Genomic DNA, 25,324 nt, shown 5'->3' on the forward strand with positions numbered 1-25,324 from the left:
ATGGCCATGGCAGGCATCAGTGCCAACCGGCTCGAGCTTCTGCAAATTGCAGACGCCGTCGCGCGCGAAAAGACGATCGACAAGAAGATTGTCATCGAAGCGATGGAAGACGCCATCCAGAAGGCTGCGAAGTCGCGCTATGGAGCCGAGAATGACATCCGCTGCGAGATCGATCCGAAGACGGGCGAAGCGAAGCTGACGCGCGTCCTCGCCGTCGTCGATGAAGTCGAAAACGACGCAACGCAGATCACCGTCGAAGACGCCAAGAAGCGCAATCCGGACGCCAAAGCCGGCGACATGATCGCCGAAACGCTTCCGCCCTTGGAATTCGGCCGCGTCGCCGCTCAGAATGCCAAGCAGGTCATCGTCCAGAAGGTCCGCGAGGCCGAACGCGACCGCCAGTTCTCCGAATTCAAGGACCGCACCGGCGACGTCATCAACGGCACCGTGAAGCGCGTCGAATACGGCAACGTCATCGTCGATCTCGGCCGCGCTGAAGGCATCATCCGTCGTGATGAGATGATCCCGCGTGAAAACGTCCGTCTCGGCGATCGCATCCGCGCTTACATCTACGAAGTCCGCCGCGAGCAGCGCGGCCCGCAAATCTTTCTGACGCGCGCCCGGCCCGAATTCATGTCGATGCTGTTCCGCGCCGAAGTTCCTGAAATCTACGACGGTGTCGTCGAGATCAAGTCGGTGGCCCGTGATCCGGGAAGCCGCGCAAAAATCGCGGTGATTTCGAAGGATTCTTCCATCGATCCGGTCGGCGCCTGCGTCGGTATGCGCGGCGCGCGCGTGCAGGCCGTCGTCAACGAGCTCCAGGGCGAGAAGGTCGACATCATTCAGTGGAACCCCGACGCGGCGAGCTTCATCGTCAACGCGTTGGCGCCCGCTGAAGTCACCAAGGTCGTGCTCGACGAAGATTCAAACCGCATCGAAGTCGTCGTTCCCGAAGCGCAGTTGTCGCTCGCGATCGGCCGCCGTGGCCAGAACGTGCGCCTTGCCTCACAGTTGACCGGCTGGGACATCGACATTCTGACCGAACAGGAAGAGAGCGAGCGCCGCCAGAAGGAATTCGCCGAGCGCACGCAGCTCCTCATGGATTCGCTCGATGTGGACGAGGTCATCGCCCAGCTTCTCGTCACCGAAGGCTTCGCGACGATCGAGGAAGTCGCATACGTCGATATTGCTGAAATCGCCCATATCGAAGGCTTTGACGAGAACACGGCCGAGCAGATCCAGAGCCGCGCCCGTGAATATCTCGAGCAGCAGGAAGCCGAGCGCGATGCGAAGCGCCGCGAGCTTGGCGTTGCCGACGAGTTGGCCGAAATCCCGGGCATCACCACCGCAATGATGGTCGCACTCGGTGAAAACGGCATCAAAACCGTCGAAGATTTCGCCGACTGCGCGACCGATGAACTTGTCGGTTGGACCGAGCGCAAGAAAGACAAAGAAAAAGACAGCGACGCGCAGCGTCACAAGGGTTTCCTCGATGGCTTCGAGCTTTCGAGAACCGACGTCGAAAACATGATCATGGCCGCGCGCGTTCACGCCGGCTGGATCAAAGCTGAAGATATTGCAAAGCCTGCAGGCGACGACGAAACCGAAGCTGCCGAGACCGGTAGCGTCGGCGTCGAAGGCTGACGGGAATGACCGGAGAGGCGACAAACGCGCGTGATGGTGAAGCGGCAAAATCGGCCTACGCGGGATCGGACGGAGCATGGCTCCGTCTCGGGCTCCGAACGGCTGTGCGCCGTCACGCGGCAAGCGCTTGATCCGGAAAACCTGATCCGCTTCGCTTTGTCGCCGGACGGAATAATCGTCCCGGATCTCGACCGGCGCTTGCCGGGTCGCGGGGTCTGGGTCGGTTGCGACAGGCGTCTCGTCGAAAAGGCGGTTGCGACACACGCCTTTGCAAAAAGCCTTAAAATTAAGGCCGAAGCCCCTGCAGATCTTGCAGAACGGGTAGATGATCTTATCGTTAAGCGCGTGGCCGGAACGCTGTCTCTCGCCAACAAGGCGGGCCGCGTCATTGCCGGATTCGAGAAAATTAACGCGGCTCTTGAGAAGGGGCCGGTAAGAGCAGTACTTCATGGCTCCGATGCGGCCCAGGACGGCCGCTCGAAAATTGATCGAAAATACAAGGCAATTCAGGCCAGCCGGGGTGCTCCTGCGGCAATCGTCGATGTTCTGACCATTGCGCAAATGAGCTTGGCCATTGGGCGTGAAAGTGTGGTACATGCTGCCCTCACACCCGGAGGACTGTCGGATCGGTTTCTGGAGGAAGCGGAGCGGCTTCTGCGCTACCGGTCTTCTGCGATTGGGGCCACCCCAGTGGCCAACGACGAATTTTCTGAACTATCTAGCTGAAGGCTGAACGGATAACGCATGACGGATTCGAACGACCAGACCGATAAGACCATCCGGGTCGGAGCGCGCAAGCCGCTGTCGCTGCAGCGAACGGTCGAGTCTGGCCATGTGCGGCAGAACTTCAGCCACGGGCGCTCCAAATCCGTGGTGGTCGAAAAGAAGAAAACGAGGAAGCTCGGCGGCGAAGGCGAGCAGCCGATCAACGCACCGGCCGCGACGGTTACGATCGAGAAGCCCGCACCGTCGCGCATCTCACCGCAGCCGACACATCCTCAGCCGAGTGCAAGCGAGCGATCCGCTGGCCGCGTCCTCTCGAACGAGGAACGCGCAGCACGCGAGCGAGCGCTGGCCGCCGCACGCGCCGATGACGCGAGCCGTCCGGTAGAAGTTGAGCCTGTTCGCTTCGAGCCGGTTCCACGTCCGCCTGAGCCGCAGCCGCGCGCCGAGGCTCAACCGCAGCCGGCGCCGAGCGAGCCCATTGCCGCCGCAGCGCCTCCCGCTGCCGCTGCTACCGCAGCAGCAGCAGCACCTGCACCGGCACCTGCGCCGCAAGCTTCTCCGGCGCCATCCGCGCCCGTCGCACGCGACAATCGCGTACAGCCTCGCGACCATAACGCTCCGCAGCGAGATCATCGTCGCGACTCCGGTCCCGCACCTTCGCCGCGCGGAGACGGCGGCCGCCCGCAATTCCAAAGAACGGCCAATCGTCCGACGAACACCGCTTTCATGCCTCGTGGCGAAGCCGGTCGTCCGCGCGAGATCGAGTTGCCGGTGCCCGCACGCCGTGGCGCTCCCGCTGCCGATTCAACGACGATCGAGAAGCCGACGCGTCCCGTCAGGCCGCCCGTCGTGGCGCGCGAGCAGGTCGAAGAGGACGATCGCGTCAAGCGCGGCCCGGGCGGCGTCAAGATTCCCCGTCCCGCCGTCAAGGTTCAGGACGACGGCCGTCAGCGCCAGAAGCTGACGATCACGAACTTCGACCGCGAAGCTCAGGTTCGCTCGCTCGCCTCTCTCAAGCGCAAGCGCGAGAAAGAAAAGCTCAAGGCGATGGGCATTCAGCAGACCCGCGAAAAAATCTCGCGCGAGGTCACCATTCCTGAAGCCATCACCATCCAGGAATTGTCCAACCGTATGGCGGAGCGCGCCGTCGACCTCATCAAGTATCTGATGCAGCAAGGCGCGATGCATAAGATCACCGACGTCTTGGACGCGGATACGGCAGAGCTCATCGTTCAAGAGTTCGGCCATACGCCCAAGCGCGTCTCGGAAGCCGACGTTGAAATCGGTTTCGTCGGCGACAAGGATGTCGACGACACGGCGCTCGAACATCGCGCACCCGTCGTCACGATCATGGGTCACGTCGACCACGGCAAAACGTCGTTGCTCGACGCAATCCGCTCGACGAACGTCGTGTCGGGTGAGGCCGGCGGCATCACCCAGCACATCGGCGCTTATCAGGTAACGGCGCCGAACGGCGACAAGATCACGTTCATCGACACACCGGGCCATGAAGCCTTTACGGCCATGCGTGCGCGCGGCGCGAAGGTCACGGACATCGTCGTGCTCGTCGTCGCCGCTGATGACGGTGTCATGCCGCAGACGGTCGAGGCGATCAATCACGCCAAGGCCGCCAAGGTGCCGATCATCGTCGCGATCAATAAGATCGACAAACCGCAGGCGGACCCGAACCGTGTCCGCACCGAACTGCTTTCACACGAGATCGTCGTTGAAAGCATGGGCGGCGATACGCTCGAAATTCCAGTTTCGGCATTGAAGCGCACCAACCTCGACAAGCTGTTGGAAGCGATCCATCTGCAGGCGGAAATCCTCGACCTTCGCGCCAACCCGGCGCGTACGGCTGAAGGCGTCGTCATCGAAGCAAAGCTCGAACGCGGTCGTGGCCCTGTCGGCACCGTTCTCGTTCAGCGTGGCTCGCTGCACGTCGGCGACATCATCGTGGCCGGCATGGCATGGGGACGCGTTCGCGCGCTCCTCAATGACCACGGCGCGAACATTCAATCGGCCGGACCTTCGGTTCCTGTCGAGGTGCTGGGCTTCGACTCCGCTCCTGAAGCAGGCGATCAGTTCGCCGTCGTCGAGAACGAGGCGCGCGCCCGCGAGCTGACCGATTATCGCGTCAGAAAGCGTCGCGAGACGTTGGGCTCGGCCGGTACGAAGAGCTCGCTCGAGCAGATGATGCAGCAGCTCAAGGACGCTGGCCGGAAGGAATTCCCGCTTGTCGTCAAGGGCGACGTGCAGGGCTCACTCGAAGCCATCGTTGGCGCACTGAAGAAAGTCGGCAACGACGAAGTCGAAGCGCGCCTCGTGCATTCGGGCGTCGGTGGCATCACCGAATCCGATATCGCGCTCGCAGCTGCGGCAAAGGCCGTCGTCATCGGCTTCAACGTCCGCGCCAATGCGCAGGCGAAACAGGCAGCTGACGCTCAAGGCGTCGAGATCCGCTACTACAATATCATCTACGATCTCGTGGATGAGGTGAAGGCGGCGATGTCGGGTCTTCTGGCTCCGACGAAGCGCGAAATCTTCCTCGGCTACGCCACGATCAAGCAGGTCTTCACCATCACGAAGGCTGGCAAGGTTGCAGGTTGCGTCGTCACCGAAGGCAAGGTCGAGCGCGGCGCCAAGGTTCGCCTGCTGCGCGACAACGTCGTCATCCACGAAGGCACACTGTCGATCCTCAAGCGCTTCAAGGACGACGTCAAAGAAGTCACGGCCGGCCAGGAATGCGGCATGTCCTTCGCGAACTACCAGGACATCCGCGAAGGCGACCAGATCGAGTGCTTCCAGGTCGAGACGATCGCGAGATCGCTCTAATCGCCAAAGAAGTCGCCCGCGCGGGGTACGTCCCCCCGCGCGGCGTAGCTCCGTTGACACCAAGTCTGCTTCGCTCTTCGAGCTGAAGTGTTTGTTCAATTCGAATGAAAGAGGCCGCGCGCGGTCCAATCCTGCGGCGGTCGGCACATGACAGATCAGACGATCAAGCTGCCGCTGCGGCTAAGCTTTCGCCTCACGCGCGACGACATCGGAGCGTACGAGCGTTTGCCGCGCGAACTTACGCGATCCGGAACGCTTGCATTTTTCGCAACAGTCTTCGCTTGCGGCGTGGCGCTGGCGCTTTTCGAAGAGCAACTCGATGGCCTCGTGCCGGAAAAGCTCGCAGGCTATCGCCAAATCATTTTTGCAATCATCGCTGGGGCGATAGGCTTTACAGCCTTCAGTCTCGCCTTGACGCTGCTCACCTATTGGCGCATTGCGCGGACCGAGCTTCCTCACGGTGATACTGAAATCGACGTTTACGAAGATCATCTGAAAATCAGCGCCGACAAACCGGCGCAAACTCTCGGATGGAATGCCGTCGCCCGCGTAATCGATACGCCCGCGCACGTATTTCTATGCCTGACGCCGCGAAACGCGGTCATTGTGCCGCTGCGCGCCTTTCATTCGGTTGCTGACATGCGCGCATTCGCCGATTTATCAGAAACGCTATCGCGCAGAGCCGACAGCGATGCCTGAGCGAGGAATTTAGCAATGCGATCCAAAACCAAATCGAGCCCCGCGAAGGCGCCGTCGCAACGCATGTTGCGCATTGGCGAACTCGTCAGACACAAGCTCGCCGAAATGCTCTCCCGCGGAGACATTCACGATGACGTGCTCGCATCGCACGTCATCACCATTCCGGAAGTTCGTCTGACACCGGATCTGAAACTCGCAACCGTCTACGTCATGCCGCTCGGCGGCAACGACATCAGACCGGTCATCGAAGCATTGACGCGGAATAAAAAGTACATCCGCGCCGAAGTCGCGAAAACGCTCAATCTCCGTTACGCGCCCGATCTTCGCTTCCGCGAAGATGAAACATTCGAAGAAGCGACGCGCATCGATCGTCTTCTCGACAGCGACAGAGTTCGTCAGGATACCCAGAAGAAATAACATGGCACGACGCAAAAAAGGCAACGCCGTTCACGGCTGGCTCATCCTCGACAAGCCGATCAACATGACATCGACGCAAGCCGTCGCCGCGGTGCGCCGCGCGTTTAACGCGCAGAAGGCCGGGCATTCGGGTACGTTAGATCCGCTCGCAACCGGCATTCTTCCGATCGCGCTCGGCGAAGGAACGAAAACCGTCTCCTTCGCGGTCGACGGGGAAAAAGCCTACCGCTTCACGGTCCGCTGGGGCGCGGAGACCGATACCGACGACACCGAAGGCGCCGTCGCGAAAACCAGCGACAATCGCCCAGCGCGCGCCGACATCGAAGCACTGTTGCCGCGCTTCCACGGCGAGATCATGCAGACGCCGCCCGCATACTCGGCGATCAAGATCGCCGGCGAGCGCGCCTACGATCTTGCGCGCAGCGGCGAGACGGTCGTGATCGAGCCGCGTCCCGTGTTCATCGAGAGCCTGTCTCTCGTCGACATGCCCGATGAGGCGACGAGCGTCTTCGAAGCCCGCTGCGGCAAAGGCACATATGTGCGCGCGCTCGCGCGTGACATGGGACGCATCCTGGGTTGCTACGGCCACGTGATCGCGCTTCGCCGCACACAGGTGGGCCCCTTCGACGAAAGCCGCGCTGTGGCGCTGGAGACGCTCCTTGCGGCAGCCGAGTCGGGCGATCCCGATGAGGTGGCGAAATACCTTTTGCCCGTCGAGTCGGCGCTCGCCGATTTGCCGGAGCTGCTCGTCTCGCAAAGCGACGCCGCGACCCTTGCACGGGGTCAGACCGTGTTGATCCGCGGTCGCGATGCTCCGGTTTTGACAGGGCCCGCCTATGCGACCTCCAAGGGCCGGCTTGTCGCGCTCGGCGAACTCGCCAAGGGCGCGCTTCACCCGACCCGCGTCTTCAATCTCGGCAGCTAAACGGCGATTCGCCTTAACGCTCTGAAGAGTAAGAAGTATTTCGCCTTGAATCTAAACTCGCCTTTGGCGGGCATTCGTGTATAAGTAGCCCGTCCGCGCGGGCCTCGGGTTTCCGCGCGGCTTTCGTTTGCGACCCAGCTGGACGACATCCCGGCTGGCGCCGCTTGATCCAAACTCCAAATCTGAAAGGAGAATTCGATGTCGCAGGTAGCACCGCACAGGCGTGTGGCGAAGACGGCCGTCATCAAAGACAGCGCAACCAAGGCCAACGACACTGGCTCGCCGGAAGTTCAGATCGCCGTGCTCACGCATCGCATCAACGAGCTGACCGAGCACTTCAAGCTGCACAAGAAAGACAACCACTCGCGCCGCGGCCTTCTCAAGATGGTCAGCCAGCGCCGGCAGTTGCTCGACTACGTGAAGGCCAAGGACAACGCTCGTTATCAGAAGATTATCGAGAAGAACGGCATCCGCCGTTAATTCGCGCGCTCATTTCAGCGCTTCAGTCAGGACAGGCCGATGGCCAGTCACACGAATCGATAAACAAGAAAAGCCGCCGGCGCTTGCCTAGCGCCGGCGCCAATAGCGCTCGCCCGGCATGAGGCCGGCGGGCTGACCGACCGAACAGAAAAGCGAAAACGAAAGATTGAACATGTTTGACATCCATCGCGTCGAAATTGATTGGGGTGGCCGAAAGCTGAAGCTCGAGACCGGCCACTATGCCCGCCAGGCGGATGCTGCCGTCATGGCGCAGTACGGCGACACCACAGTGCTCGCGACCGTCGTCGGCGCCCGCTCTGCCAAGCCCGGCATCGATTTCTTCCCGCTGACCGTGAATTATCAGGAACGCACGTACGCCGCCGGCAAGATCCCTGGCGGATATTTCAAGCGCGAAGGCCGTCCGAGCGAGAAAGAGACGCTGACGTCTCGCCTGATCGACCGTCCGATCCGCCCCTTGTTCGTCGATGGCTTCAAGAACGAGACGCAGGTTGTCGTAACCGTCCTCTCGCACGATCTCGAAAACGATCCCGACATCCTCGGCATGGTCGCGGCTTCCGCGGCGCTGACGCTTTCGGGCCTGCCGTTCCTCGGACCGATTGCTGGCGCGCGCGTCGGCCTCATCAACAACGAGTTCGTGCTGAACCCGATGGTCGATGAGATGAAGGACAGCAAGCTTGATCTCGTCGTCGCCGGCACGAATGACGCCGTGATGATGGTCGAATCGGAAGCCCAGGAATTGCCCGAGTCGCAGATGCTCGAAGCCGTCATGTTCGGCCACAAGCACATGCAGCCCGTCATCCAGGCGATCATCAAGCTCGCCGAGAAGGCCGCCAAGGAACCGTGGGATATCAAGATCCCCGACAAGGCGAAGTACGCTGCCGACGTCAAGAAAATCGCCGAGGCGACCCTCAAGGAAGCATTCTCGACGAAGGAAAAGGGCAAGCGCCAGGACCTCGTCTCTGCAGCCAAGAAGGCCATCAGCGAAGGCATCGCCATTCCGGCCGACAATCCCGACGAGAAGGTTCTTCTCAGCGACGCATTCAAGTCGCTCGAGATGGACATCATGCGTGGCGACGTCTTGAAGACGAAGCGGCGCATCGACGGACGCGACCTGAGAACGGTCCGTCCGATCCTCTCGGAAGTTCACGTCCTGCCGCGCACGCACGGCTCGGCCCTCTTCACGCGTGGCGAAACGCAGGCGCTCGTCGTCGCGACGCTCGGCACCGGTGAAGACGAGCAGTTCGTCGACAGCCTCGAAGGCACGAAGAAAGAGCGCTTCCTGCTGCATTACAACTTCCCGCCATACTCGGTCGGTGAAGTTGGCCGCATGGGTTCGCCCGGGCGCCGCGAAATCGGTCACGGGAAGCTCGCCTGGCGCGCGATCCATCCGATGCTGCCGTCGCAGGAAGAGTTCCCCTACACGCTCCGCGTCGTCTCTGAGATCACCGAGTCGAATGGTTCCTCGTCGATGGCGACGGTCTGCGGTTCCTCTCTCGCTCTGATGGACGCGGGCGTACCGTTGAAGTCGCCGGTCGCCGGTATCGCGATGGGTCTGATCAAGGAAGGCGACGAGTTCGTCGTGCTCTCCGACATCCTCGGCGATGAAGATCACCTCGGCGACATGGACTTCAAGGTGGCCGGCACCGACAAGGGTGTCACGTCGCTGCAGATGGACATCAAGATCACCGGCATCACCGAAGAGATCATGCGCATCGCTCTCGATCAGGCGCAGGAGGGTCGTCTCCACATCCTCGGCGAAATGTCGAAGGCGCTGACGGGTGCCCGCACCGAGCTCGGCGAGTACGCGCCGCGCATCGAAACGATCAAGATCCCGGTCGACAAGATCCGCGAAGTCATCGGCTCCGGCGGCTCTGTCATCCGCGAGATCGTTGCCGAATCCGGCGCCAAGATCGACATCGAGGACGACGGCACGGTGAAGATCGCGTCGGCAAATCGCGAGTCGATCGAAAAGGCACTCGCCCGCATCCGCGGTATCACGTCCGAGCCTGAGGTCGGCCAGATCTACAAGGGCAAGGTCGTGAAGATCATGGAGTTCGGCGCATTCGTGAACTTCTTCGGCTCGAAGGACGGCCTCGTTCACATTTCGCAGCTGTCCCAGGGACGTCCTGAGACCGTCGGCGAAGTCGTGAAGGAAGGTCAGGAAGTATACGTCAAGCTTCTGGGCTTCGATGATCGCGGCAAGACGCGCCTGTCGATGAAGATCGTCGATCAGACGACCGGCCAGGAAATTCCGCGCGCCGAAGGCGAGCCGGAAGAAGTCTTCGAAAGCCGTCCGCCACGCCGTGAGGGTAACCGCGGTGGTGATCGCTCGCGTGGCCCGCGTCGCGAACGCAACTAAGGCGTCGCACGTCAAGAATTGCGAAAGCCGCCGGATCATCGATCCGGCGGCTTTTTTTATTGGCACTCACATCAATCGCTCATCGCGTCTCGACCGAGACGAGTGCGATCAATACCACCAGCACTTGCCGTGCTTGCAGACATGGTTCGTGCATTGCACACGGCCGATGCCGGGAACATGCTTGTGGTAGCCGTGCAGTCCCTTGCGGCAGGTCCGGTGCCAGAAGTGCGCTTGTTCAATGCTGGACTGAGCTGTCCCGACGCCCTTCAGCGCGCCAAGAGATCCGCCCGTCGCGGCCATGCCCTGTGTCGCCGCGCACAACACGCCAGCCGCAATTGTCACCGCTACGAGCGAAAACTTTCGAGCCATTCGGCTACTCCTCTCCCCTGGAGGCAAAAGCCTCCTGCCAACTTCTAAGACGTGAAAGCTAGCAGGCGAGGATAAAGGCCGCCATCGGATCAGTTATGACAGAGGTGCTATCGTCGGCGCGCGTTGCAGCTAGGCGTCAGGCCTTGGCGAAGTGCGGAACATCAGGCCAGAAAACGCGAGCTTTTTCGCTCACCTCATCTGGATCTCCGGTCGTGAGCAACGTCAGCGTGCCGCCCTCACCGCCCGCCACATAATTCGCGCGGCGCGCGAGATAGTCTTCGAAACTGTCTGCCACCACCTCGGGCTGAGACAAAATCCGTGTGAACGGCGGGAGATATTTCCTGAAAAGAGGCTCGACGAGGGGAAAATGCGTGCAGCCGAGAATAGCCCGGTGCGGCGGCAGGTTGCCTGTCTGCAAGAGCAGGCTCTCGACGCCCTGCCGGACAAGAGCATCGAGCTCCGCCTCCGGACGTTTATTCTCAATTGCCCCTGCCAACTCCGAGCAGATCTGCTGAACGACAGTCACCTTCGGACAGCGCTTACGGATCTCTTCCGCATAGACGCCCGATGTGATTGTGCGCGTCGTACCGAACACGCCGATGGTATCGGTATTGTACTTCTGCGGATATTGCGGCGACGTCACTGCCCACGGTGTCTGCGTGGCTGCCTCAACCGTCGGCGCGACGATGCCGAGTACGTTATGCGCGCCAACCCACTTGCTCTCAGGCAGCCACTGCTGCTGCAGGCGCCGGAGCGCCACAGCCGTCGCCGTATTGCAGCCGAGGAGCGCGAGCTTCGCACCTCGGGCAAACAGCTCCTCGACGGAGCCACGCGTAAAATCGACGATGTCTTCCGAAGGCCTGTCGCCGTACGGCACGTGCGCGTGATCGGCGAGATAGACGAAATCGACGGCCTTGAATCGCTCGACGAGCGCGCGAAGGACGGTCAGCCCGCCGAGACCTGAATCAAATACCCCGATCATGAGCGGAGTGTTTGCGACGGCCGACGGCGAACGTCAACGGCCTCCAAATGTCACTCCGCAGCAGCCGACGGCGAGCGGCTCGCCGTCTTGGCTTCGCTGTCGTGCTCTTTCAGGCCTTCGAGCGACGGCATCGACACGGTGTTATAGCCGCAATCGACGAAATGAACTTCGCCGGTAACGGCGCCCGACATCGGCGACAACAGATAGAGCGCCGAGCCCGCGACCTCGTCCAGTGTGGGCGTGCGTTGCAGCGGCGAGTTATCGCGCTGGAAATTGAAGATCACGCGCGCGTCCGAAACGCCAGCGCCGGAAAGCGTGCGCATCGGACCAGCCGAGAGCGCGTTGACGCGAACGCCCTGCGGCCCGAGATCGGCAGCGAGATAACGAACGGAAGCTTCAAGCGCCGCTTTCGCAACGCCCATGACGTTGTAGGATGGTACCCAGCGCGTCGCGCCGCCATAGGACAGCGTGATGAGCGATCCGCCGTTCGGCATCAGTGCCGAAGCCCGCTTCGCAATTTCAGTGAACGAGAAGCACGAGATCACCATCGAGTTGATGAAGTTCTCGCGGGTCGTATCGGCGTAGCGTCCGGCAAGCTCTTTCGGATCGGAATAGGCGAGAGCGTGAACCACGAAGTCGAGGCCGCCCCACTCTTCCTTGATCCGCGCGAAGACATTGTCGACACTCGCAAGATCGAGAACGTTGCATTCCTCGATGATCTTCGAGCCGAGCGATTGCGCGAGAGGAAGCGCGCGGCGGCCGAATGCGCCACCCTGATAGGTGAATGCGAGTTCGGCACCTTGTCCTGCAAGAGCGCGCGCAATTCCCCAAGCGATCGACCGATCATTGGCGACCCCCATTACAAGACCGCGCTTACCCGCCATCAGAGGGCCTGGCTTTGCGATATCGAAGTCGGTCATAGGAAGCCTCGTTTTGTCACCAAAGGAACGCCCGCGAACGTCAAACCAGCCGGCGCCACGTTTATATACTCTCATCGCTCTCAACCGTCCGCCGCGTCGCAATTCCTAGCGGCGGCCAGGAAAGCTTTGGTTACTCAGGCATCATGCCGGCAGAAGATCAGAGTGGCATTAGTGCCGCCAAAACCGAAGCTGTTCGACATCACACAGTTAAGGTCTGCGTTGTCTATACGCTTGAGTGCGATTGGCATATCGGCGAACGCAGGGTCAAGTTCGTCAATGTTCGCACTCTCGCAGATGAAACCGTTATTCATCATCAGCAGCGAGAAAATCGCCTCTTGAACACCGATGGCGCCAAGCGAATGTCCCGTTAACGATTTGGTAGCCGAGATGACGGGCGCATTGGCTCCGAACACCGCACGAACGGCCTCGATCTCTTTCGCATCGCCGACTGGCGTGCCCGTCCCATGCGGATTGAGATAGTCGATCTTCGGCAAGCCCTTGCCGTCAAAACCCTTGAGAGCCAGACGCATGCAGCGCTCGGCGCCCTCGCCCGAGGGTGCAACCATATCGAAACCGTCGGATGTCGCGGCATAGCCCGTAAGCTCGCCGTAAATCTTGGCGCCACGGGCCTTCGCGTGCTCCAGTTCCTCGAGCACGACGACGCCTGCGCCGCCCGCGATAACGAAGCCATCGCGGTTCTTGTCGTAGGCGCGGCTCGCCCGCGCCGGAGTATCGTTAAAGTGGGTGGACATCGCGCCCATGGCATCGAAGAGGTTCGACAAAGTCCAGTCGAGCTCTTCGCAACCGCCGGCAAACATCACGTCCTGCTTGCCCCACTGGATCAACTCGGCCGCGTTGCCGATGCAGTGCGAGCTTGTCGCGCAAGCCGATGAAATCGAATAATTGACGCCTTTGATCTGGAAGGCCGTGGCAAGCGCCGCCGAGGGACCCGAGCACATGCCTTTCGGAACCTCGAACGGCCCGATTTTCTTTGGGCTACCGGATTCGAGCGTCACTTCGGCTGCTTCGACGATCGCGCGGGTCGAAGGGCCGCCCGAACCGACGATGATGCCGGTGCGCTCGTTGACGACATCGGTCGCCTCGAGGCCCGCATCGCGGATGGCTTGATCCATCGCGATCCAGTTCCAGCCGACACCAGGCCCCATGAAGCGCTTCGGCTTCCGGGGAACCATAGCCTCCCACTCGATGTGTGGGGCTCCGTGGACTTGGCATTTGAAGCCCAACTCAGCGTATTTCTCTGCGCGAGAAATGCCGGACTTTGCCTCTCTCAACGAAGCAAGAACTTCTTGGGTGTTGTTCCCGATCGAGGACACCACACCCATGCCAGTCACAACTACGCGCCGCATGCGCTCCTTCACTCCTGCGGTTCCTGCTGCCGCCCGCTTTGACAGCCGGGCCCTCTGCGCCAAACGCTTAAGGACCTTCGCTCGACTTGAGTAGGACCCTCAGGTCCTTGGCTGTGTATATCACCTCGCCATCGGCTTTCAGGACCCCGTCCGCCTCTGCGAGTTTCAGTTTCCGGGCGATGACCCGCTTAATGTCTATGACATATTCAAGCAGTTTTACGTCAGGCGTGACTTCGCGCGTGAATTTGACCTCGCCGACGCCGGAAGCCCGGCCCTGCCCCGTAAGGCCGAGCCAGCCCAGATAAAATCCCGTCAATTGCCAGAGCGCATCGAGGCCGAGGCAGCCGGGCATCACCGGATCGCCCTTGAAATGGCAGGCGAATAGCCAATCGAGGCGCTCGTTGCCTGCAACCTTAAGCTCGGCAACGATGAGGCCCTTGCCATGTGCACCGCCATTTTCGGAGATCTCCGAAATGCGATCGACCATTAACATTGGCGGCAGCGGCAATTGAGCATTGCCCGGACCGAACAGCTCGCCGCGCCCGCAGGCCAGCAAATCCTCAAACTCGAAGCTCGAACGGCGTTCCGCCACGGGTCCCCTCGCTTCATGGCTGACTATGCGGTGTTCGTTCACATTATGCTCCGGGTAGGTCAAGATAACGGGGTCGTAACACACGCATGCCGCTGCGCCTAGCAGGCTGGCCGCTGCGTGTAACAGGGCGTTGACCTGTCTTAAAGACCGATTCTCGCCGTAAGTTGCGGCTTTTAAGGCAAGTGACTATACTTATGTAACTGGCGCGTTTCGTAAGAGCTGATATCTTGTCGGTTCAAGGTGGGGACGCAAGCACGGTTCTGCAAACGGAAATGACTGAGAAATCTCCGCTAGGTACGGCAACAGAAGTGCCGATGACGACGTCCGAGATCCTGCGAAAGTCGGGTCTCCGGCCCACGCGTCAGCGTATGACGCTCGGTCGGCTTCTCTTTGAAGGCGGCGATCGCCACGTGACGGCAGAACAGCTTCATGCTGAAGTCGCGGGGCTTGGCGAGCATGTTTCGCTCGCGACCGTTTACAACACGCTCCACCAGTTCAAGCGCGCCGGCCTTCTGCGCGAACTGGCGATCGAAGGCTCAAAAGCCTACTTCGACACCAACACGTCCAACCACAATCACTTCCTGCTCGAGCCGAACGGCGAGCTGATGGATATCCCGGGCGATGCCATTACCGTCGCTGGGCTCCCCGAACCGCCCGAGGGCCTGAAAATCACGCACGTCGATGTTGTCGTGCGCCTGACGAAAGCTTGAGACCAAACGTCAAGCTCGCCAACGAGAGGCATCAGCCTCACTTGAACGTCTCGCCCTCGTAGACGCCCCACAGCTTCTTTTGCTCGATGTAGCCGCTGTATTGGTCAACCGTGACGCGGCACCAGCGTCCGTCGCACATGTGCAAGTCGGCGATGACGCCCGCTTCGACGTTCGCCACCACATTCGTGTGCTCGCTATCGCTTGCCATGATCGGCACCAGCGGCGGCGACGTCCCGGTCTTCCGTTCCCAAGGCAGAACGAGGCCTGTTCTCCGGCCTGACAGCAACGACTGCAGAACCCAGCCCGTGGCGCCTTCCGCGTCGCGAACCTGCCGCCAAGCTTCGAATTCCTTGATGACCTCGACCGGCAGACCGGCGCGCCGATAGATCCAGGAGGTCGGATAATCGGTCCCTGGCCCGTTCCGAAGGTTGACCCTGTCCGACTTGAGGCTGACGAAGCGCGGCACCGGCAAGCCGCTTCCAGTGAGCGCAGGCGCGTCATCGGCGACGGCAGCAGGCGCACCTGCAGGCAGAATCACCGCGATCGCGGCAGCTGCAAGAATGGCCCTGACGCTCGAAAGCGCCAGCCGCAGCCCCGCCCCCGGCCGGGCGCGTCTATGGTTTAGGATCGTTATTGTCATGGAAGCGGTCTCAAACCCCGCGCTCGGCAACAAAATCGGTTAGCGTGCCCTTATCTTAGGCGTCCGCAACTGATTTCAGGACTTTGTCTTCGCGAAGACCATCTGATAGACACGGGGCCGCACTTTCTCAAGCGGCGCCGCAAGGGACATGCGAACGCCGCGATTTTCTTGCAACGGGAAGCGAATGCCCACCCCTCATAAGAAACCTGTCGTCGTTGTCACCCGCAAACTCCCCGATGTCGTCGAGACTCGGATGTGCGAGCTTTTCGACACGCGTCTCAACATCGAAGACAAGCCACTCAATCAGGCTCAGCTGATCGAGGCTGTCAAAACCGCTGACGTGCTCGTGCCGACGGTCACCGATCGCATCGATCGCGCCGTACTGACGCAAGCCAGCCCCAAGCTTCGCCTCATCGCGAACTTCGGAACGGGTGTCGATAACGTCGATCTCGATACCGCGCGCAACCGCGGCATTCTGGTGACCAACACCCCCGGCGTGCTGACCGAAGACACCGCCGATATGACGATGGCGCTCATTCTCGCTGTGCCGCGCCGCCTCGCCGAAGGCGCAGCCTACATGCGCAATCCGGAAACGAAGTGGTCCGGCTGGTCGCCGACCTGGATGCTCGGCCACCGCATCTACGGCAAACGGCTCGGCATCATTGGCATGGGCCGCATCGGCCAGGCGGTCGCACACCGCGCCAAGGCGTTTGGCTTGCAGATCCACTACCACAACCGCCGTCGCGCGGCCGAAGAGGTGGAGGAGGAACTCGAGGCAACCTTCTGGGAAAGCCTCGATCAGATGCTGACGCGCGTCGACATTGTCTCGATCAACTGTCCGCACACGCCCGGAACCTATCACCTGTTGTCGGCGCGCCGGCTGAAGTTGCTGAAGCCGTCGGCTTACATCGTCAACACCGCGCGCGGCGAGGTCGTGGACGAGAACGAGCTGGTTCGCCTCCTCGAAGCCGGCGCGATCGCAGGCGCCGGTCTCGACGTGTTCGAGCACGAGCCGGCCGTCAATCCGCGGCTCTTGGCGTCCGAGCGCGTCGTCGCTCTGCCGCACATGAGTTCGGCGACGATCGAGGGCCGCATCGACATGGGCGAAAAGGTCATCATCAACATCAAGGCATTCGCCGACGGGCACGCACCGCCCGACCGCGTTCACCCGGCAATGCTCTGAGCAGAACTTTACGAACTATTCGGCAGCGCAAGCGGGGTTGGTAACCGCTTGCGCTGATTTGAGGTCCGTAATCGTCGGATTGCGCCCTGAGAGCGGATTGTCCGGATCCCAGGAGATTGTCACGACCTCGAATCGCGTCGCGAGCGCGTCATAGATCAGCAGGCGTCCCGCGAGACTTTCGCCGAGACCGAGAATTTCTTTCACGACTTCGGTCGCCTGCAATGTCCCGACGACACCGGCGACAGGGCCCAACACGCCGACCTCTTCGCAATTGGCGACAAGCCCTGCGGGAGGCGCTTCCGGAAAAACACAACGCAGCGTCGGGTAGGGATTTCCTTGCGCGTCGGTCGCGTGCGGCTTGAAGAGCGAGATATAGCCGTCGAACGATCCGAGCGCCGCATAGGCAAGCGGCCGCTTCGCGAAATAGCACGCGTCCGAGACGAGATAGCGCGTCGCGAAATTGTCCGAGCCATCCGCAACGATGTCGTAGCGCGAAATAATATCGAGGGCGTTCGTCGCGTCGATGCGCTCAGCGTACGTCTCGACGGTCACGAGCGGATTGATGCGAAGGATCGTATCCCGCGCACTCTCGACCTTCAGCCTGCCCGCATCTTCGGTGCGATGCGCGATCTGGCGCTGCAGGTTGTCGATCGAGACGCGATCGTCATCGATGATGCCGATCGTGCCGATGCCGGCCGCTGCCAAGTAGGTGACGACCGGCGAACCAAGTCCGCCGGCGCCAATAACGAGAACGCGTGCCGCCTTGAGCTTTTGCTGTCCGGGCGCTCCGACGTCACGCAGCACGAGGTGGCGCTTGTAGCGCTGAACCTCGTCTGCCGTGAGCGTAGCCATTGGACCTCAAAAGTTTAGGGCGTCGAAGCCTCAGCCCTTCGGCTGCGGATCGACGAAAAGTTCACTCGAATAATAACGCTCGGCCGACGAAGGCGCGAACGTGACGATCGTTTTACCCGCAAACTCGGGCCTTTCGGCGACGGAGATCGCAGCAGCCACGTTGGCGCCCGTCGAGATGCCGCCGGGAATGCCTTCGGCCTTCGCAACAGTGCGCGAAACCTCAAATGCGGTATCGCTCGCAACGGTCACAACCTCATCGATCAGACCGCGGTCGAGAATGCTCGGAATGAATCCCGCGCCGATGCCCTGAATTTTGTGGGGACCGCGCGGCTGGCCGGAGAGGATCGCGCTGGTCGTCGGTTCCACGGCAATCACCTTGAGCCCCGGAATACGCTTTTTCAGAGCGCGGCCGACGCCCGTCAACGTGCCGCCGGTGCCGACGCCGATCACGAGTGCATCCACCTTGCCGTTCGTGTCGTTGTAGATTTCTTCCGCCGTCGTCTTTTCGTGAACGAGCGGGTTGGCCGGATTGTCGAACTGGCCCGGGATCACGGCATCGGGAAGCGTCTTCGCAAGCTCTTCAGCGCGCGCGACGGCTGCCGGCATGCCGCCTGCTCCGGGCGTCAGTTCAAGTTCGGCGCCGAGGTGGCTCAAAATCTTGCGGCGTTCGATCGACATCGTCTCGGGCATGACGAGGATGAGGCGATAGCCACGCGCCGCCGCGACGAATGCGAGACCGATGCCGGTGTTGCCGGACGTTGGCTCGATCAGAACCGTCTTGCCGGGCTTGATGCGGCCTTCGGCTTCGAGCGCGTCGATCATCGCGACGCCGATGCGGTCCTTGACCGACGACAGCGGATTGAAGAATTCGAGCTTCAGCAAAATGTCGGCTTTGAGGTTCGCTGCCGCCTTGATGTTCTTTAGGCGGACGAGCGGCGTGTGCCCGATCGTTTCCGTGATGCTGTCATAAACGCGGCCGCGCCCCCAGCTCTTCGTGGCTTCGAGTGTTTTGATCTCAATAGTTTCTGCCATGACCTGTCCTGATCTGTCTCGTTATGACGCGCTCACCGAGCACAAACGTGAGACCGGTTCTCGCAGGTTCGAGAGGGACGCTCAAGAGGTGAGAAAGCGCATATCTCCCCATAAGCATTACACTTTTTATGATTTGCGCGCCCGTTGAAATCACGAACGAGATTTTGTTTGCTCTCCGGCCGGTCCTTTAGCAACCGCTTTCCTCTTCGCGGGGCGGTCATGGGATGGAGCCGCGCCAACGCCCGTAGAGCCGAAACCACCCGCGCCCCTTTTTGTTGCCTTGAGCTTTTTACTTTCGCGAAGTTTTACACGGGTTACCGGCGCGACGATCATTTGGGCGATGCGCTCGCCGCGCGCCACGGCAAACGGCTCCGTTCCGAGGTTGATCAAGATTACTGCAACCTCGCCGCGATAGTCGGCGTCGATCGTGCCAGGGCTATTGAGAACTGTAACGCCGTGCTTCACGGCGAGGCCTGATCGCGGACGAACCTGTGCCTCCGTCCCGCGCGGAAGCTCGAAGATCAACCCCGTCGGAATGAGCGCACGCGCGCCCGGCGCGATGGTAACAGGAGTACCCTCAGAGACAGCCGCCACAAGATCGAATCCTGCTGCGTCGGCCGTCTGATAATCTGGAAGCGGTAATCCCTCGGCATGCTCGAGACGCCTGACTTTGACCTTCATTCGGCGTCCTTCATTCCGCAGCCGTCCTTTTTGTGTGCAGCTGTTCCGCTGCGCGCTCCATAATTTTCCGCGCGACCGTGGCTTTGCTCATTTCGGGCCAGCTCTCGACACCGCTCGCAGTAATCAGATGCACCGTATTGTTCTCGCCGCCCATGACGCCCGACGAGGGCGAAACGTCATTGGCGACGATCCAATCGGCGCGCTTGGATTTCAGTTTCGACTTCGCATAGTCCAAAACATTCTGCGTTTCAGCCGCGAAACCGATGACGAGACGCGGCCGTTCCGGACCGGGCCGCGCGATCATTTTCAGGATATCCGGGTTTTCGGTGAGCGTTAGCGTCGGCGCACCCGTCTTATCGGTCTTCTTGATCTTCTCGGTTTGAATGGTCTCGACGCGCCAATCAGCAACGGCCGCCGCGAAGACGGCGATATCGGCCGGCAGCGCCGCCTTCACCGCCTCCAGCATTTCCGCCGCCGTCTTGATGCGAATGATGTCGACGCCGGCCGGTTCGGGAAGCGAAACCGGACCCGTGATCAGCGTCACCCGCGCACCGAGATCGGCCGCAGCGGTCGCGAGTTCGAAACCCTGCTTGCCCGACGAACGGTTCGCCAGATAGCGGATCGGATCGATGGGCTCGTGCGTCGGCCCGCTTGTGATGAGGACATGCCGGCCCTCGAGAACGCCGCCGTGTCGCGGCTGGCCCGGCTCAAAAACCCCCTCGATGGCCGCGACAAGTTCGGGAACTTCGACGAGGCGGCCGAGCCCAGCTTCGCCGCGCTCCGCCATTTCACCGGCGGCAGGCCCGATAAGCCGGATGCCGTCGGCCTTGAGCTGCTCAACGTTCCGGCGCGTCGCCGGATGATGCCACATCGCGGGGTTCATGGCAGGTGCGACGAGGACGGGCTTATCGGTGGCAAGCAGAACGGCGGTCGCGAGGTCGTCGGCGTGCCCGCCGGCCATTTTCGCGATGAGATCGGCCGTCGCGGGCGCAACGACGATCAGATCGCTGTCACGTGCCAGCCGGATGTGTCCGATCTCGCGTTCGTCGTCGAGATCGAAGAGGTTTGTCAGCACCCTTTCGTTGGTCAGTGCGCCAACGGAAAGCGGCGTCACGAAATGGTGGGCGGCCTTCGTCATCACAGCCCGGACGCTGTGCCCGCGCTCCCTCAGCCGCCGGATCAGCTCCAAGCACTTATAGGCCGCGATGCCGCCGCCGATGATCAGAAGGATACGCTTGGGCGATGACAATTCGTTAAGTCCCGTTTCCACTCGGTACACGCCTTGGCTCTTTAGCACATTCCCGGAAGCCTTAGGTTAAGTCCCGGCCAAGACCACAAATTTCAGCCCTTGGACCCATGCCATTTTCTGGGATCTGGCCTATATCCGCCCTGGAATGTCTCTCTGGAGGAACTGCCATGCGTCTGATAATCCCGGCCTTCGCCGTGCTGGCCGCGCTAGCGCCCGCCCTGGCCGACGCCCACGAAGTGACCGTCAAAGGCGTAACGGTTGCACATCCCTGGGCACGCGCCACGCCGGAAGGCGCAAAGGTCGGCTCGGCCTTCGCCGAGATCAAGACTGACAAGGATACCTCCGACCGGCTGATCAGCGTCTCGTCCCCCGTCGCCGGCCGGGCTGAAATTCATTCGATGACCATGGAGGGCGACGTCATGAAGATGCGCCGTCTCGACGGCATCGACCTGAAGCCCGGCGAATCCGTCGTCCTGAAGCCGATGGCCGATCACATGATGCTGTTCGATTTGAAAGAGCCGCTCAAGGAGGGCGATCTGGTGAAGCTCACGCTGACCTTCGCCAAGGCCGGCCCCATAGAGGTTGAAGGAACGATCGAACCGCCCGGCGCAAAGGGACCTCATGGGTTTGACTCGCAGCCGGTTGATGATTCTATGGGCGCCATGCACCATGAGATGCACCACGACTGAAATTAAAGCCCCAGCGCAGCTCCGTTGGCCCCTCGCGTGATCATCTTTCAGGCATACTGAAAGCGTAAATTATTTATGTCGCGCGGTGACTTGACGCAGAAGATTGTTTGGTACATGTTGCCGCCACTTGCGATGGCCGGGACCGGTCGCAAGACAAAAAAAACGAATAAAGGTCCAAGTCTAGGGACGATACCATCGGGGTGGTTCGGTAATTCGAGCCACCCCATTGCCGTTTTATGGCCGACCCTCACTCACGCTCATAAGCAATCCTAGAGTGGCCGAGATCGCCATCGGCGAACCGCTTTCCACGCTTCCTGAGTCGCGTCTTGGCAGTATTGCCTTGGCTGCCTTGATCGTAACGCCTTTCTGACGCCAATAGCGCGCTCAGGATCCTGTGTCGGGGACGCAGAGAGGGTGAAGATGAGTTTGGGGGATATTGCTGGCGCCAGCCGGCCTTCAGGTCGCCTGCTTCTGGCGAGCTTGCTGATTTGGCTGATCCTGTCGGTCGCGCTGCCGCTGTCGGCGCTGACGCTCAATTTTGTTCGTATCGGCGGTTTCCCACTCGGCTTCTGGATTGCCGCGCAAGGCGCAATCATCGGTCTCGTTGCGTTGGTCGCCTTCTACGCTTGGAGAGCTGGCGGTGTGCCGGTTCGCGAAGGCATTCGCCCTGCCCTCATATTCGCTGGCGAGATCGTCGGCGCCGTCGCGCTTCTTGGCTTCACCGGTTATATCGCAGCGATGGGCTATGACGGCTTGGCCCTGCCGCTCGGTCTCGTCGCCGGCGTCGCCCTGCTTGCGATCCTCGTAGCGCCGCGCTTCGTTCTCTACCCCGTGCAATCGATCAGCGGATTTTTTGCGATCCGTTACGGCGGAAGCCTGACGCGCCGCTTGGCATTCCTCATCGCATTGGCGGCGACAGGTCTGCTCCTGGCCGCCGACATCAGGGCAGGTTCGCTTGGCCTTCAGAGCCTCACCGGAATTCCCCTCCACCAAGCGATACTCGGCCTCGCGCTCGCAGTAGCCGCGACTTGGCTTGCAGGCACATTTCTCTCGCCAGCGAAAATGAGCGGCGGTCTCGGCTTCGTCGCCGTCTTCGTCGGATTGCTCGCGACGTTGATCGCGCTCGCGGTGTTTTCGACCGGCTCGCCCCTGCCGCACTTTTCGCTCGGGTCCGCGCTTGAAAGTCACGCCAACCTCAATCAGGCACTTGTCGTCAATCGCCTGTCGGACGTGAAATCGTTGACGCCGATGACGTCGCCGTTCCTGCAGCTATCGATGCGAAATTTTGCGGGGCTCTTGCTCGCGGTCGCGCTCGGCGTGGTCGCGGCTCCCCATCTTCTCGGGCGGCACGTGTCGCAATCGGCGGTCGCGCCGGGCGGCGCGGTGAAGCGCACGGCCCTGGCGCTCGTCGGCGTCGCGATCCTCATCGCCAGCCTTCCGCCGCTGGCGCTCTACAGCCGCATCGGCTTCGAAGAAGCGATGTCGAAAGGCATAGAAATTGCGGCTATCCCGCAATCCTTCGCCGAAGCGAGCGCGCGCGGCTGGGTGAAAGTTTGCGATCAGACGTCGCCCGCGACAGCCGATCTCGCCGCCGCCTGCGCCAAAGCCTCCGGACAGCGCGGCTTCCTGAGACTTCAGGATCTCGCATTCACGACGGACGGATTCGTCGTCGCGGCGCCGATGATTTCGGGTCTCGATCCCATGCTGGAATATCCGCTCTTGCTCGGCGTCATCCTGGCGTCGGTGCTCGTCGGCAATGCGCTTATATCGAGCATCGTCGTCGCAGACGGTGAGATCAGAACGAAGCGCGATGAGCGCGCGCCGGGCCTTGATTTTCGTTCGGTGTCGATCGGCGGAACTCTGCTCGTCGGAGCGGCTGTGTTGGCGCTCTATTCGGCCATAGGTACCGCGCTTCTCGCGGCGGAAGGCTTCGCATTATTGGCCGCCGGCATTTTCCCCTCGCTCGTTCTTGGCCTGCACTGGCGCCATATGAACGCCGCGGGCGCCATCGCCGCGATGCTTGTCGGAACGCTGATCACCGCTGCTTACCTGCTGGGCGTTCACCTGTGGCCAGTCGAGCTATTCAGTATCACCGGCGGCCTTTCCGATGCGCCGCCAATGGCGGCAAAGCGCTTCGCTGAACTCCAAGCCGCACTTGCTGCTGCGACGACACCCGAAGCGGAAGCGCTCGCCCGCTCAGCGCTCGTCAAGCACGTGACCACGATTGCAAACTGGGGCGGACTGAAGCCGGCCGCCATCACGCTCGTCGCGGTCCCCGCGAGCTTCGTTGCGGGTCTCTTGGTCAGCCTGCTGCTCCGGCCGCAGAAAAAGAAAGAAGAAGCGCCCGCCTGAAACCTTCGCGGGCGCGAACGAGTCGCCTAGAGTTGGACGCGGCACGACGTTCTGAAGCTGCACCAACGCATGGCGGCACCAACCATGGCGGACGAGATTTACGATCTCCTCGTGATCGGCGGCGGCATCAACGGTGCCGGTATCGCAGCCGATGCCGCGATGCGTGGACTGACTGTTTTCCTCGCCGAGGCGGATGACCTCGCGGGGGCAACGTCGTCGGCAAGCTCCAAGCTGATCCACGGCGGCCTCCGATACCTCGAGCATTTTGAATTCCGCCTCGTTCGTGAAGCCCTCGCCGAGCGCGAAGTCCTTCTTGCGAAGGCACCGCATATCATCCATCCGATGCGCTTCGTACTTCCGCAGGCGCCCGGCATGCGCAGCGAACTGATGATGCGCGCCGGACTGTTTCTCTACGATCATCTGGCGACCCGGAAATCCCTCGGCGCGTCGCACGCGATTGATCTGCGACGCGATCCGGCGGGCGCACCTCTGATGCCGGAATTGACGCGCGGCTTCACGTACTGGGACTGTGCCGTCGACGATTCCCGGCTTGTCGTTCTGAATGCAATTGCCGCGCGCGAAGCCGGAGCGAGCATCGAAACGCGAACGCCCGTCACCGGATTGAACATCGAAGATGGCTTCTGGACTGCAACACTCGGTAACGCGGGCCGTCGCGTTGCTGCTCGCGCCGTCATCAACGCTGCGGGACCGTGGGTTGCAAAAGTGGCAGCGCTTGCAAACAGCCCGCAACACATTCGACCTCCGACCGTGAGGCTCGTCAAAGGCAGCCACATCACCGTACCGCGCGTTGCAGGCGCCGATGACGCGTACACGTTCCAAAACAGCGACGGCCGGATCGTGTTCGCGTTGCCGTTCGAAGAAACGTTCACGATGATCGGCACGACGGAGGAAGCATTCGCCGGCGACCCGCGCCACGCAAACCCCTCGCGCGAAGAACAAGACTACTTGCTCGATGCCGCCAATCGCTTTTTTCGAAAGCCACTCACCCATCGCGACATTGTCTGGAGTTTCGCCGGCGTTCGTCCGCTCGATGAAGACGGCAGCGAAACCGCGTCTGCCGTGAGCCGCGATTACCGTCTCGAACTCGACGCAACCGATACGCCGCCGATACTTCACGTCGTCGGCGGAAAGATCACGACCTACCGCAAGCTCGCCGAAGCGGCGTTGAAATTTATGAACCCCTATTTTCCGAAAATGCAGCCCGGACGTACGCGAACGGTGCCTCTGCCGGGCGGCGATCTGGGCGGCCGGTCGTTCGATCAATGGTTTGAAGAATTCGCTCGGGAGAACTCAGGCTTCGAGACAGCTTTCCTTCGCCAGCTGGCACGCCGCCATGGCACGCGGGCCCGCAAGATCATCGACGGCGCCGCGTCCGAAAAAGACCTCGGCGAAAATTTCGGCGGCAGTCTAACCGAGCGCGAGGTCGCTTATCTCAAATCGGAAGAGTGGGCGGAAACTGCGACCGACGTTCTCTGGCGGCGAACCAAGGCAGGCTTGCATCTGAGAGCGGACGATATTGCGCGCGCCGCCGATCGCATCCAAGCCTGTCTCGACAAATCCTGACGAAAGAGCAGAAGCG

Annotated in this window: 23 protein-coding genes; 13 read left to right on the forward strand and 10 right to left on the reverse strand. The window is 61.3% G+C overall.

Annotated features, from left to right (window positions below; genetic code table 11):
• From nusA to pnp, 8 genes are all read left to right on the forward strand, one after another.
• On the forward strand, positions 1-1,644 hold the full coding sequence (nusA, locus tag G359_RS01055; RefSeq protein WP_045834614.1) for a transcription termination factor NusA: 1,644 nt from the start codon (positions 1-3) through the stop codon (positions 1,642-1,644).
• A 33-nt stretch (positions 1,645-1,677) separates the two neighbouring features.
• Positions 1,678-2,370 (forward strand): RNA-binding protein, encoded by a 693-nt coding sequence (locus G359_RS01060; RefSeq protein ID WP_045834615.1) that lies wholly within the window; start codon positions 1,678-1,680, stop codon positions 2,368-2,370.
• Positions 2,371-2,388: 18 nt separating this feature from the next.
• Entirely contained in the window at positions 2,389-5,205 is a 2,817-nt protein-coding gene (gene infB / locus G359_RS01065) for a translation initiation factor IF-2 (protein ID WP_045834616.1), read from the forward strand.
• A 147-nt stretch (positions 5,206-5,352) separates the two neighbouring features.
• Positions 5,353-5,904, forward strand: coding sequence for a YcxB family protein (locus G359_RS01070; RefSeq protein WP_045834617.1), 552 nt, complete (start codon positions 5,353-5,355; stop codon positions 5,902-5,904).
• 15 nt (positions 5,905-5,919) lie between these two features.
• Positions 5,920-6,321: a 30S ribosome-binding factor RbfA gene (gene rbfA, locus G359_RS01075; RefSeq protein WP_045834618.1), complete on the forward strand. Its 402-nt coding sequence runs from the start codon at positions 5,920-5,922 to the stop codon at positions 6,319-6,321.
• Between the two features lies 1 nt (position 6,322).
• A complete protein-coding gene (truB, locus tag G359_RS01080) occupies positions 6,323-7,246 on the forward strand; it encodes a tRNA pseudouridine(55) synthase TruB (protein WP_045834619.1) in 924 nt (307 codons plus the stop codon).
• A gap of 198 nt (positions 7,247-7,444) precedes the next feature.
• Positions 7,445-7,726, forward strand: coding sequence for a 30S ribosomal protein S15 (gene rpsO / locus G359_RS01085; RefSeq protein ID WP_045834620.1), 282 nt, complete (start codon positions 7,445-7,447; stop codon positions 7,724-7,726).
• Between the two features lie 172 nt (positions 7,727-7,898).
• Positions 7,899-10,106 (forward strand): polyribonucleotide nucleotidyltransferase, encoded by a 2,208-nt coding sequence (pnp, locus tag G359_RS01090; protein WP_045834621.1) that lies wholly within the window; start codon positions 7,899-7,901, stop codon positions 10,104-10,106.
• 108 nt (positions 10,107-10,214) lie between these two features.
• On the opposite strand, the gene G359_RS01095 is transcribed toward pnp, so the two are convergent.
• The 5 genes from G359_RS01095 to fabA form a co-directional block, all read right to left on the reverse strand.
• The gene (locus G359_RS01095) at positions 10,215-10,475 is read right to left on the reverse strand and encodes a hypothetical protein (RefSeq protein WP_045834622.1); all 261 of its coding nucleotides are present in this window, start codon (positions 10,473-10,475) and stop codon (positions 10,215-10,217) included.
• A gap of 136 nt (positions 10,476-10,611) precedes the next feature.
• Complete coding sequence (locus tag G359_RS01100) at positions 10,612-11,457, reverse strand: glutamate racemase (protein WP_045834623.1); 846 nt, start codon at positions 11,455-11,457, stop codon at positions 10,612-10,614.
• A 50-nt stretch (positions 11,458-11,507) separates the two neighbouring features.
• A complete protein-coding gene (gene fabI, locus G359_RS01105; protein ID WP_045834624.1) occupies positions 11,508-12,377 on the reverse strand; it encodes an enoyl-ACP reductase FabI in 870 nt (289 codons plus the stop codon).
• 134 nt (positions 12,378-12,511) lie between these two features.
• Complete coding sequence (gene fabB, locus G359_RS01110; RefSeq protein ID WP_045837506.1) at positions 12,512-13,744, reverse strand: beta-ketoacyl-ACP synthase I; 1,233 nt, start codon at positions 13,742-13,744, stop codon at positions 12,512-12,514.
• 67 nt (positions 13,745-13,811) lie between these two features.
• Positions 13,812-14,336, reverse strand: coding sequence for a 3-hydroxyacyl-[acyl-carrier-protein] dehydratase FabA (gene fabA, locus G359_RS01115; protein ID WP_045837507.1), 525 nt, complete (start codon positions 14,334-14,336; stop codon positions 13,812-13,814).
• Positions 14,337-14,608: 272 nt separating this feature from the next.
• Here fabA and irrA point away from each other — a divergent pair, with 272 nt between their 5' ends.
• Positions 14,609-15,046, forward strand: coding sequence for an iron response transcriptional regulator IrrA (gene irrA / locus G359_RS01120; protein WP_082073033.1), 438 nt, complete (start codon positions 14,609-14,611; stop codon positions 15,044-15,046).
• A 37-nt stretch (positions 15,047-15,083) separates the two neighbouring features.
• Here the strand turns inward: irrA and G359_RS01125 are convergent, their stop codons facing one another.
• On the reverse strand, positions 15,084-15,686 hold the full coding sequence (locus G359_RS01125; protein WP_045834626.1) for an SH3 domain-containing protein: 603 nt from the start codon (positions 15,684-15,686) through the stop codon (positions 15,084-15,086).
• A gap of 184 nt (positions 15,687-15,870) precedes the next feature.
• Between G359_RS01125 and G359_RS01130 the strand changes: the two genes are divergently transcribed.
• Positions 15,871-16,869, forward strand: coding sequence for a 2-hydroxyacid dehydrogenase (locus G359_RS01130; RefSeq protein WP_045834627.1), 999 nt, complete (start codon positions 15,871-15,873; stop codon positions 16,867-16,869).
• A 15-nt stretch (positions 16,870-16,884) separates the two neighbouring features.
• Here the strand turns inward: G359_RS01130 and G359_RS01135 are convergent, their stop codons facing one another.
• The 4 genes from G359_RS01135 to coaBC all read right to left on the reverse strand — a co-directional run bounded on the left by G359_RS01135 (position 16,885) and on the right by coaBC (position 20,704).
• On the reverse strand, positions 16,885-17,721 hold the full coding sequence (locus tag G359_RS01135; protein ID WP_045834628.1) for a HesA/MoeB/ThiF family protein: 837 nt from the start codon (positions 17,719-17,721) through the stop codon (positions 16,885-16,887).
• Positions 17,722-17,751: 30 nt separating this feature from the next.
• Positions 17,752-18,753 (reverse strand): cysteine synthase A, encoded by a 1,002-nt coding sequence (cysK, locus tag G359_RS01140; RefSeq protein WP_045834629.1) that lies wholly within the window; start codon positions 18,751-18,753, stop codon positions 17,752-17,754.
• 150 nt (positions 18,754-18,903) lie between these two features.
• The gene (dut, locus tag G359_RS01145; protein WP_045834630.1) at positions 18,904-19,434 is read right to left on the reverse strand and encodes a dUTP diphosphatase; all 531 of its coding nucleotides are present in this window, start codon (positions 19,432-19,434) and stop codon (positions 18,904-18,906) included.
• 10 nt (positions 19,435-19,444) lie between these two features.
• Complete coding sequence (coaBC, locus tag G359_RS01150; protein WP_371198984.1) at positions 19,445-20,704, reverse strand: bifunctional phosphopantothenoylcysteine decarboxylase/phosphopantothenate--cysteine ligase CoaBC; 1,260 nt, start codon at positions 20,702-20,704, stop codon at positions 19,445-19,447.
• Between the two features lie 146 nt (positions 20,705-20,850).
• Between coaBC and G359_RS01155 the strand changes: the two genes are divergently transcribed.
• From G359_RS01155 to glpD, 3 genes are all read left to right on the forward strand, one after another.
• Positions 20,851-21,372, forward strand: coding sequence for a copper chaperone PCu(A)C (locus G359_RS01155; protein ID WP_045834631.1), 522 nt, complete (start codon positions 20,851-20,853; stop codon positions 21,370-21,372).
• Positions 21,373-21,792: 420 nt separating this feature from the next.
• A complete protein-coding gene (locus G359_RS01160) occupies positions 21,793-23,724 on the forward strand; it encodes a sodium:solute symporter family transporter (protein ID WP_045834632.1) in 1,932 nt (643 codons plus the stop codon).
• A gap of 69 nt (positions 23,725-23,793) precedes the next feature.
• Positions 23,794-25,308: a glycerol-3-phosphate dehydrogenase gene (gene glpD / locus G359_RS01165; RefSeq protein ID WP_371198985.1), complete on the forward strand. Its 1,515-nt coding sequence runs from the start codon at positions 23,794-23,796 to the stop codon at positions 25,306-25,308.
• The last annotated feature ends 16 nt before the right edge of the window (positions 25,309-25,324 follow it).

The sequence above is a fragment of the Hyphomicrobium sp. 99 genome, assembly GCF_000384335.2.
Classification (GTDB): Bacteria; Pseudomonadota; Alphaproteobacteria; order Rhizobiales; family Hyphomicrobiaceae; genus Hyphomicrobium_B.

Excerpts from the sequence above, each read along its gene's own strand:
- G359_RS01155 (WP_045834631.1), top strand. The coding sequence starts at position 20,851 with ATGCGTCTGATAATCCCGGCCTTCGCCGTGCTGGCCGCGCTAGCGCCC.
- cysK (WP_045834629.1), bottom strand. The coding sequence starts at position 18,753 with ATGGCAGAAACTATTGAGATCAAAACACTCGAAGCCACGAAGAGCTGG.
- pnp (WP_045834621.1), top strand. The coding sequence starts at position 7,899 with ATGTTTGACATCCATCGCGTCGAAATTGATTGGGGTGGCCGAAAGCTG.
- G359_RS01100 (WP_045834623.1), bottom strand. The coding sequence starts at position 11,457 with ATGATCGGGGTATTTGATTCAGGTCTCGGCGGGCTGACCGTCCTTCGC.
- fabB (WP_045837506.1), bottom strand. The coding sequence starts at position 13,744 with ATGCGGCGCGTAGTTGTGACTGGCATGGGTGTGGTGTCCTCGATCGGG.
- dut (WP_045834630.1), bottom strand. The coding sequence starts at position 19,434 with ATGAAGGTCAAAGTCAGGCGTCTCGAGCATGCCGAGGGATTACCGCTT.
- G359_RS01125 (WP_045834626.1), bottom strand. The coding sequence starts at position 15,686 with ATGACAATAACGATCCTAAACCATAGACGCGCCCGGCCGGGGGCGGGG.
- fabI (WP_045834624.1), bottom strand. The coding sequence starts at position 12,377 with ATGACCGACTTCGATATCGCAAAGCCAGGCCCTCTGATGGCGGGTAAG.
- G359_RS01130 (WP_045834627.1), top strand. The coding sequence starts at position 15,871 with ATGCCCACCCCTCATAAGAAACCTGTCGTCGTTGTCACCCGCAAACTC.
- truB (WP_045834619.1), top strand. The coding sequence starts at position 6,323 with ATGGCACGACGCAAAAAAGGCAACGCCGTTCACGGCTGGCTCATCCTC.
- G359_RS01060 (WP_045834615.1), top strand. The coding sequence starts at position 1,678 with ATGGTGAAGCGGCAAAATCGGCCTACGCGGGATCGGACGGAGCATGGC.
- rbfA (WP_045834618.1), top strand. The coding sequence starts at position 5,920 with ATGCGATCCAAAACCAAATCGAGCCCCGCGAAGGCGCCGTCGCAACGC.
- G359_RS01070 (WP_045834617.1), top strand. The coding sequence starts at position 5,353 with ATGACAGATCAGACGATCAAGCTGCCGCTGCGGCTAAGCTTTCGCCTC.
- G359_RS01095 (WP_045834622.1), bottom strand. The coding sequence starts at position 10,475 with ATGGCTCGAAAGTTTTCGCTCGTAGCGGTGACAATTGCGGCTGGCGTG.
- infB (WP_045834616.1), top strand. The coding sequence starts at position 2,389 with ATGACGGATTCGAACGACCAGACCGATAAGACCATCCGGGTCGGAGCG.
- G359_RS01135 (WP_045834628.1), bottom strand. The coding sequence starts at position 17,721 with ATGGCTACGCTCACGGCAGACGAGGTTCAGCGCTACAAGCGCCACCTC.
- rpsO (WP_045834620.1), top strand. The coding sequence starts at position 7,445 with ATGTCGCAGGTAGCACCGCACAGGCGTGTGGCGAAGACGGCCGTCATC.
- glpD (WP_371198985.1), top strand. The coding sequence starts at position 23,794 with ATGGCGGCACCAACCATGGCGGACGAGATTTACGATCTCCTCGTGATC.
- nusA (WP_045834614.1), top strand. The coding sequence starts at position 1 with ATGGCCATGGCAGGCATCAGTGCCAACCGGCTCGAGCTTCTGCAAATT.
- G359_RS01160 (WP_045834632.1), top strand. The coding sequence starts at position 21,793 with ATGAGTTTGGGGGATATTGCTGGCGCCAGCCGGCCTTCAGGTCGCCTG.
- irrA (WP_082073033.1), top strand. The coding sequence starts at position 14,609 with ATGACTGAGAAATCTCCGCTAGGTACGGCAACAGAAGTGCCGATGACG.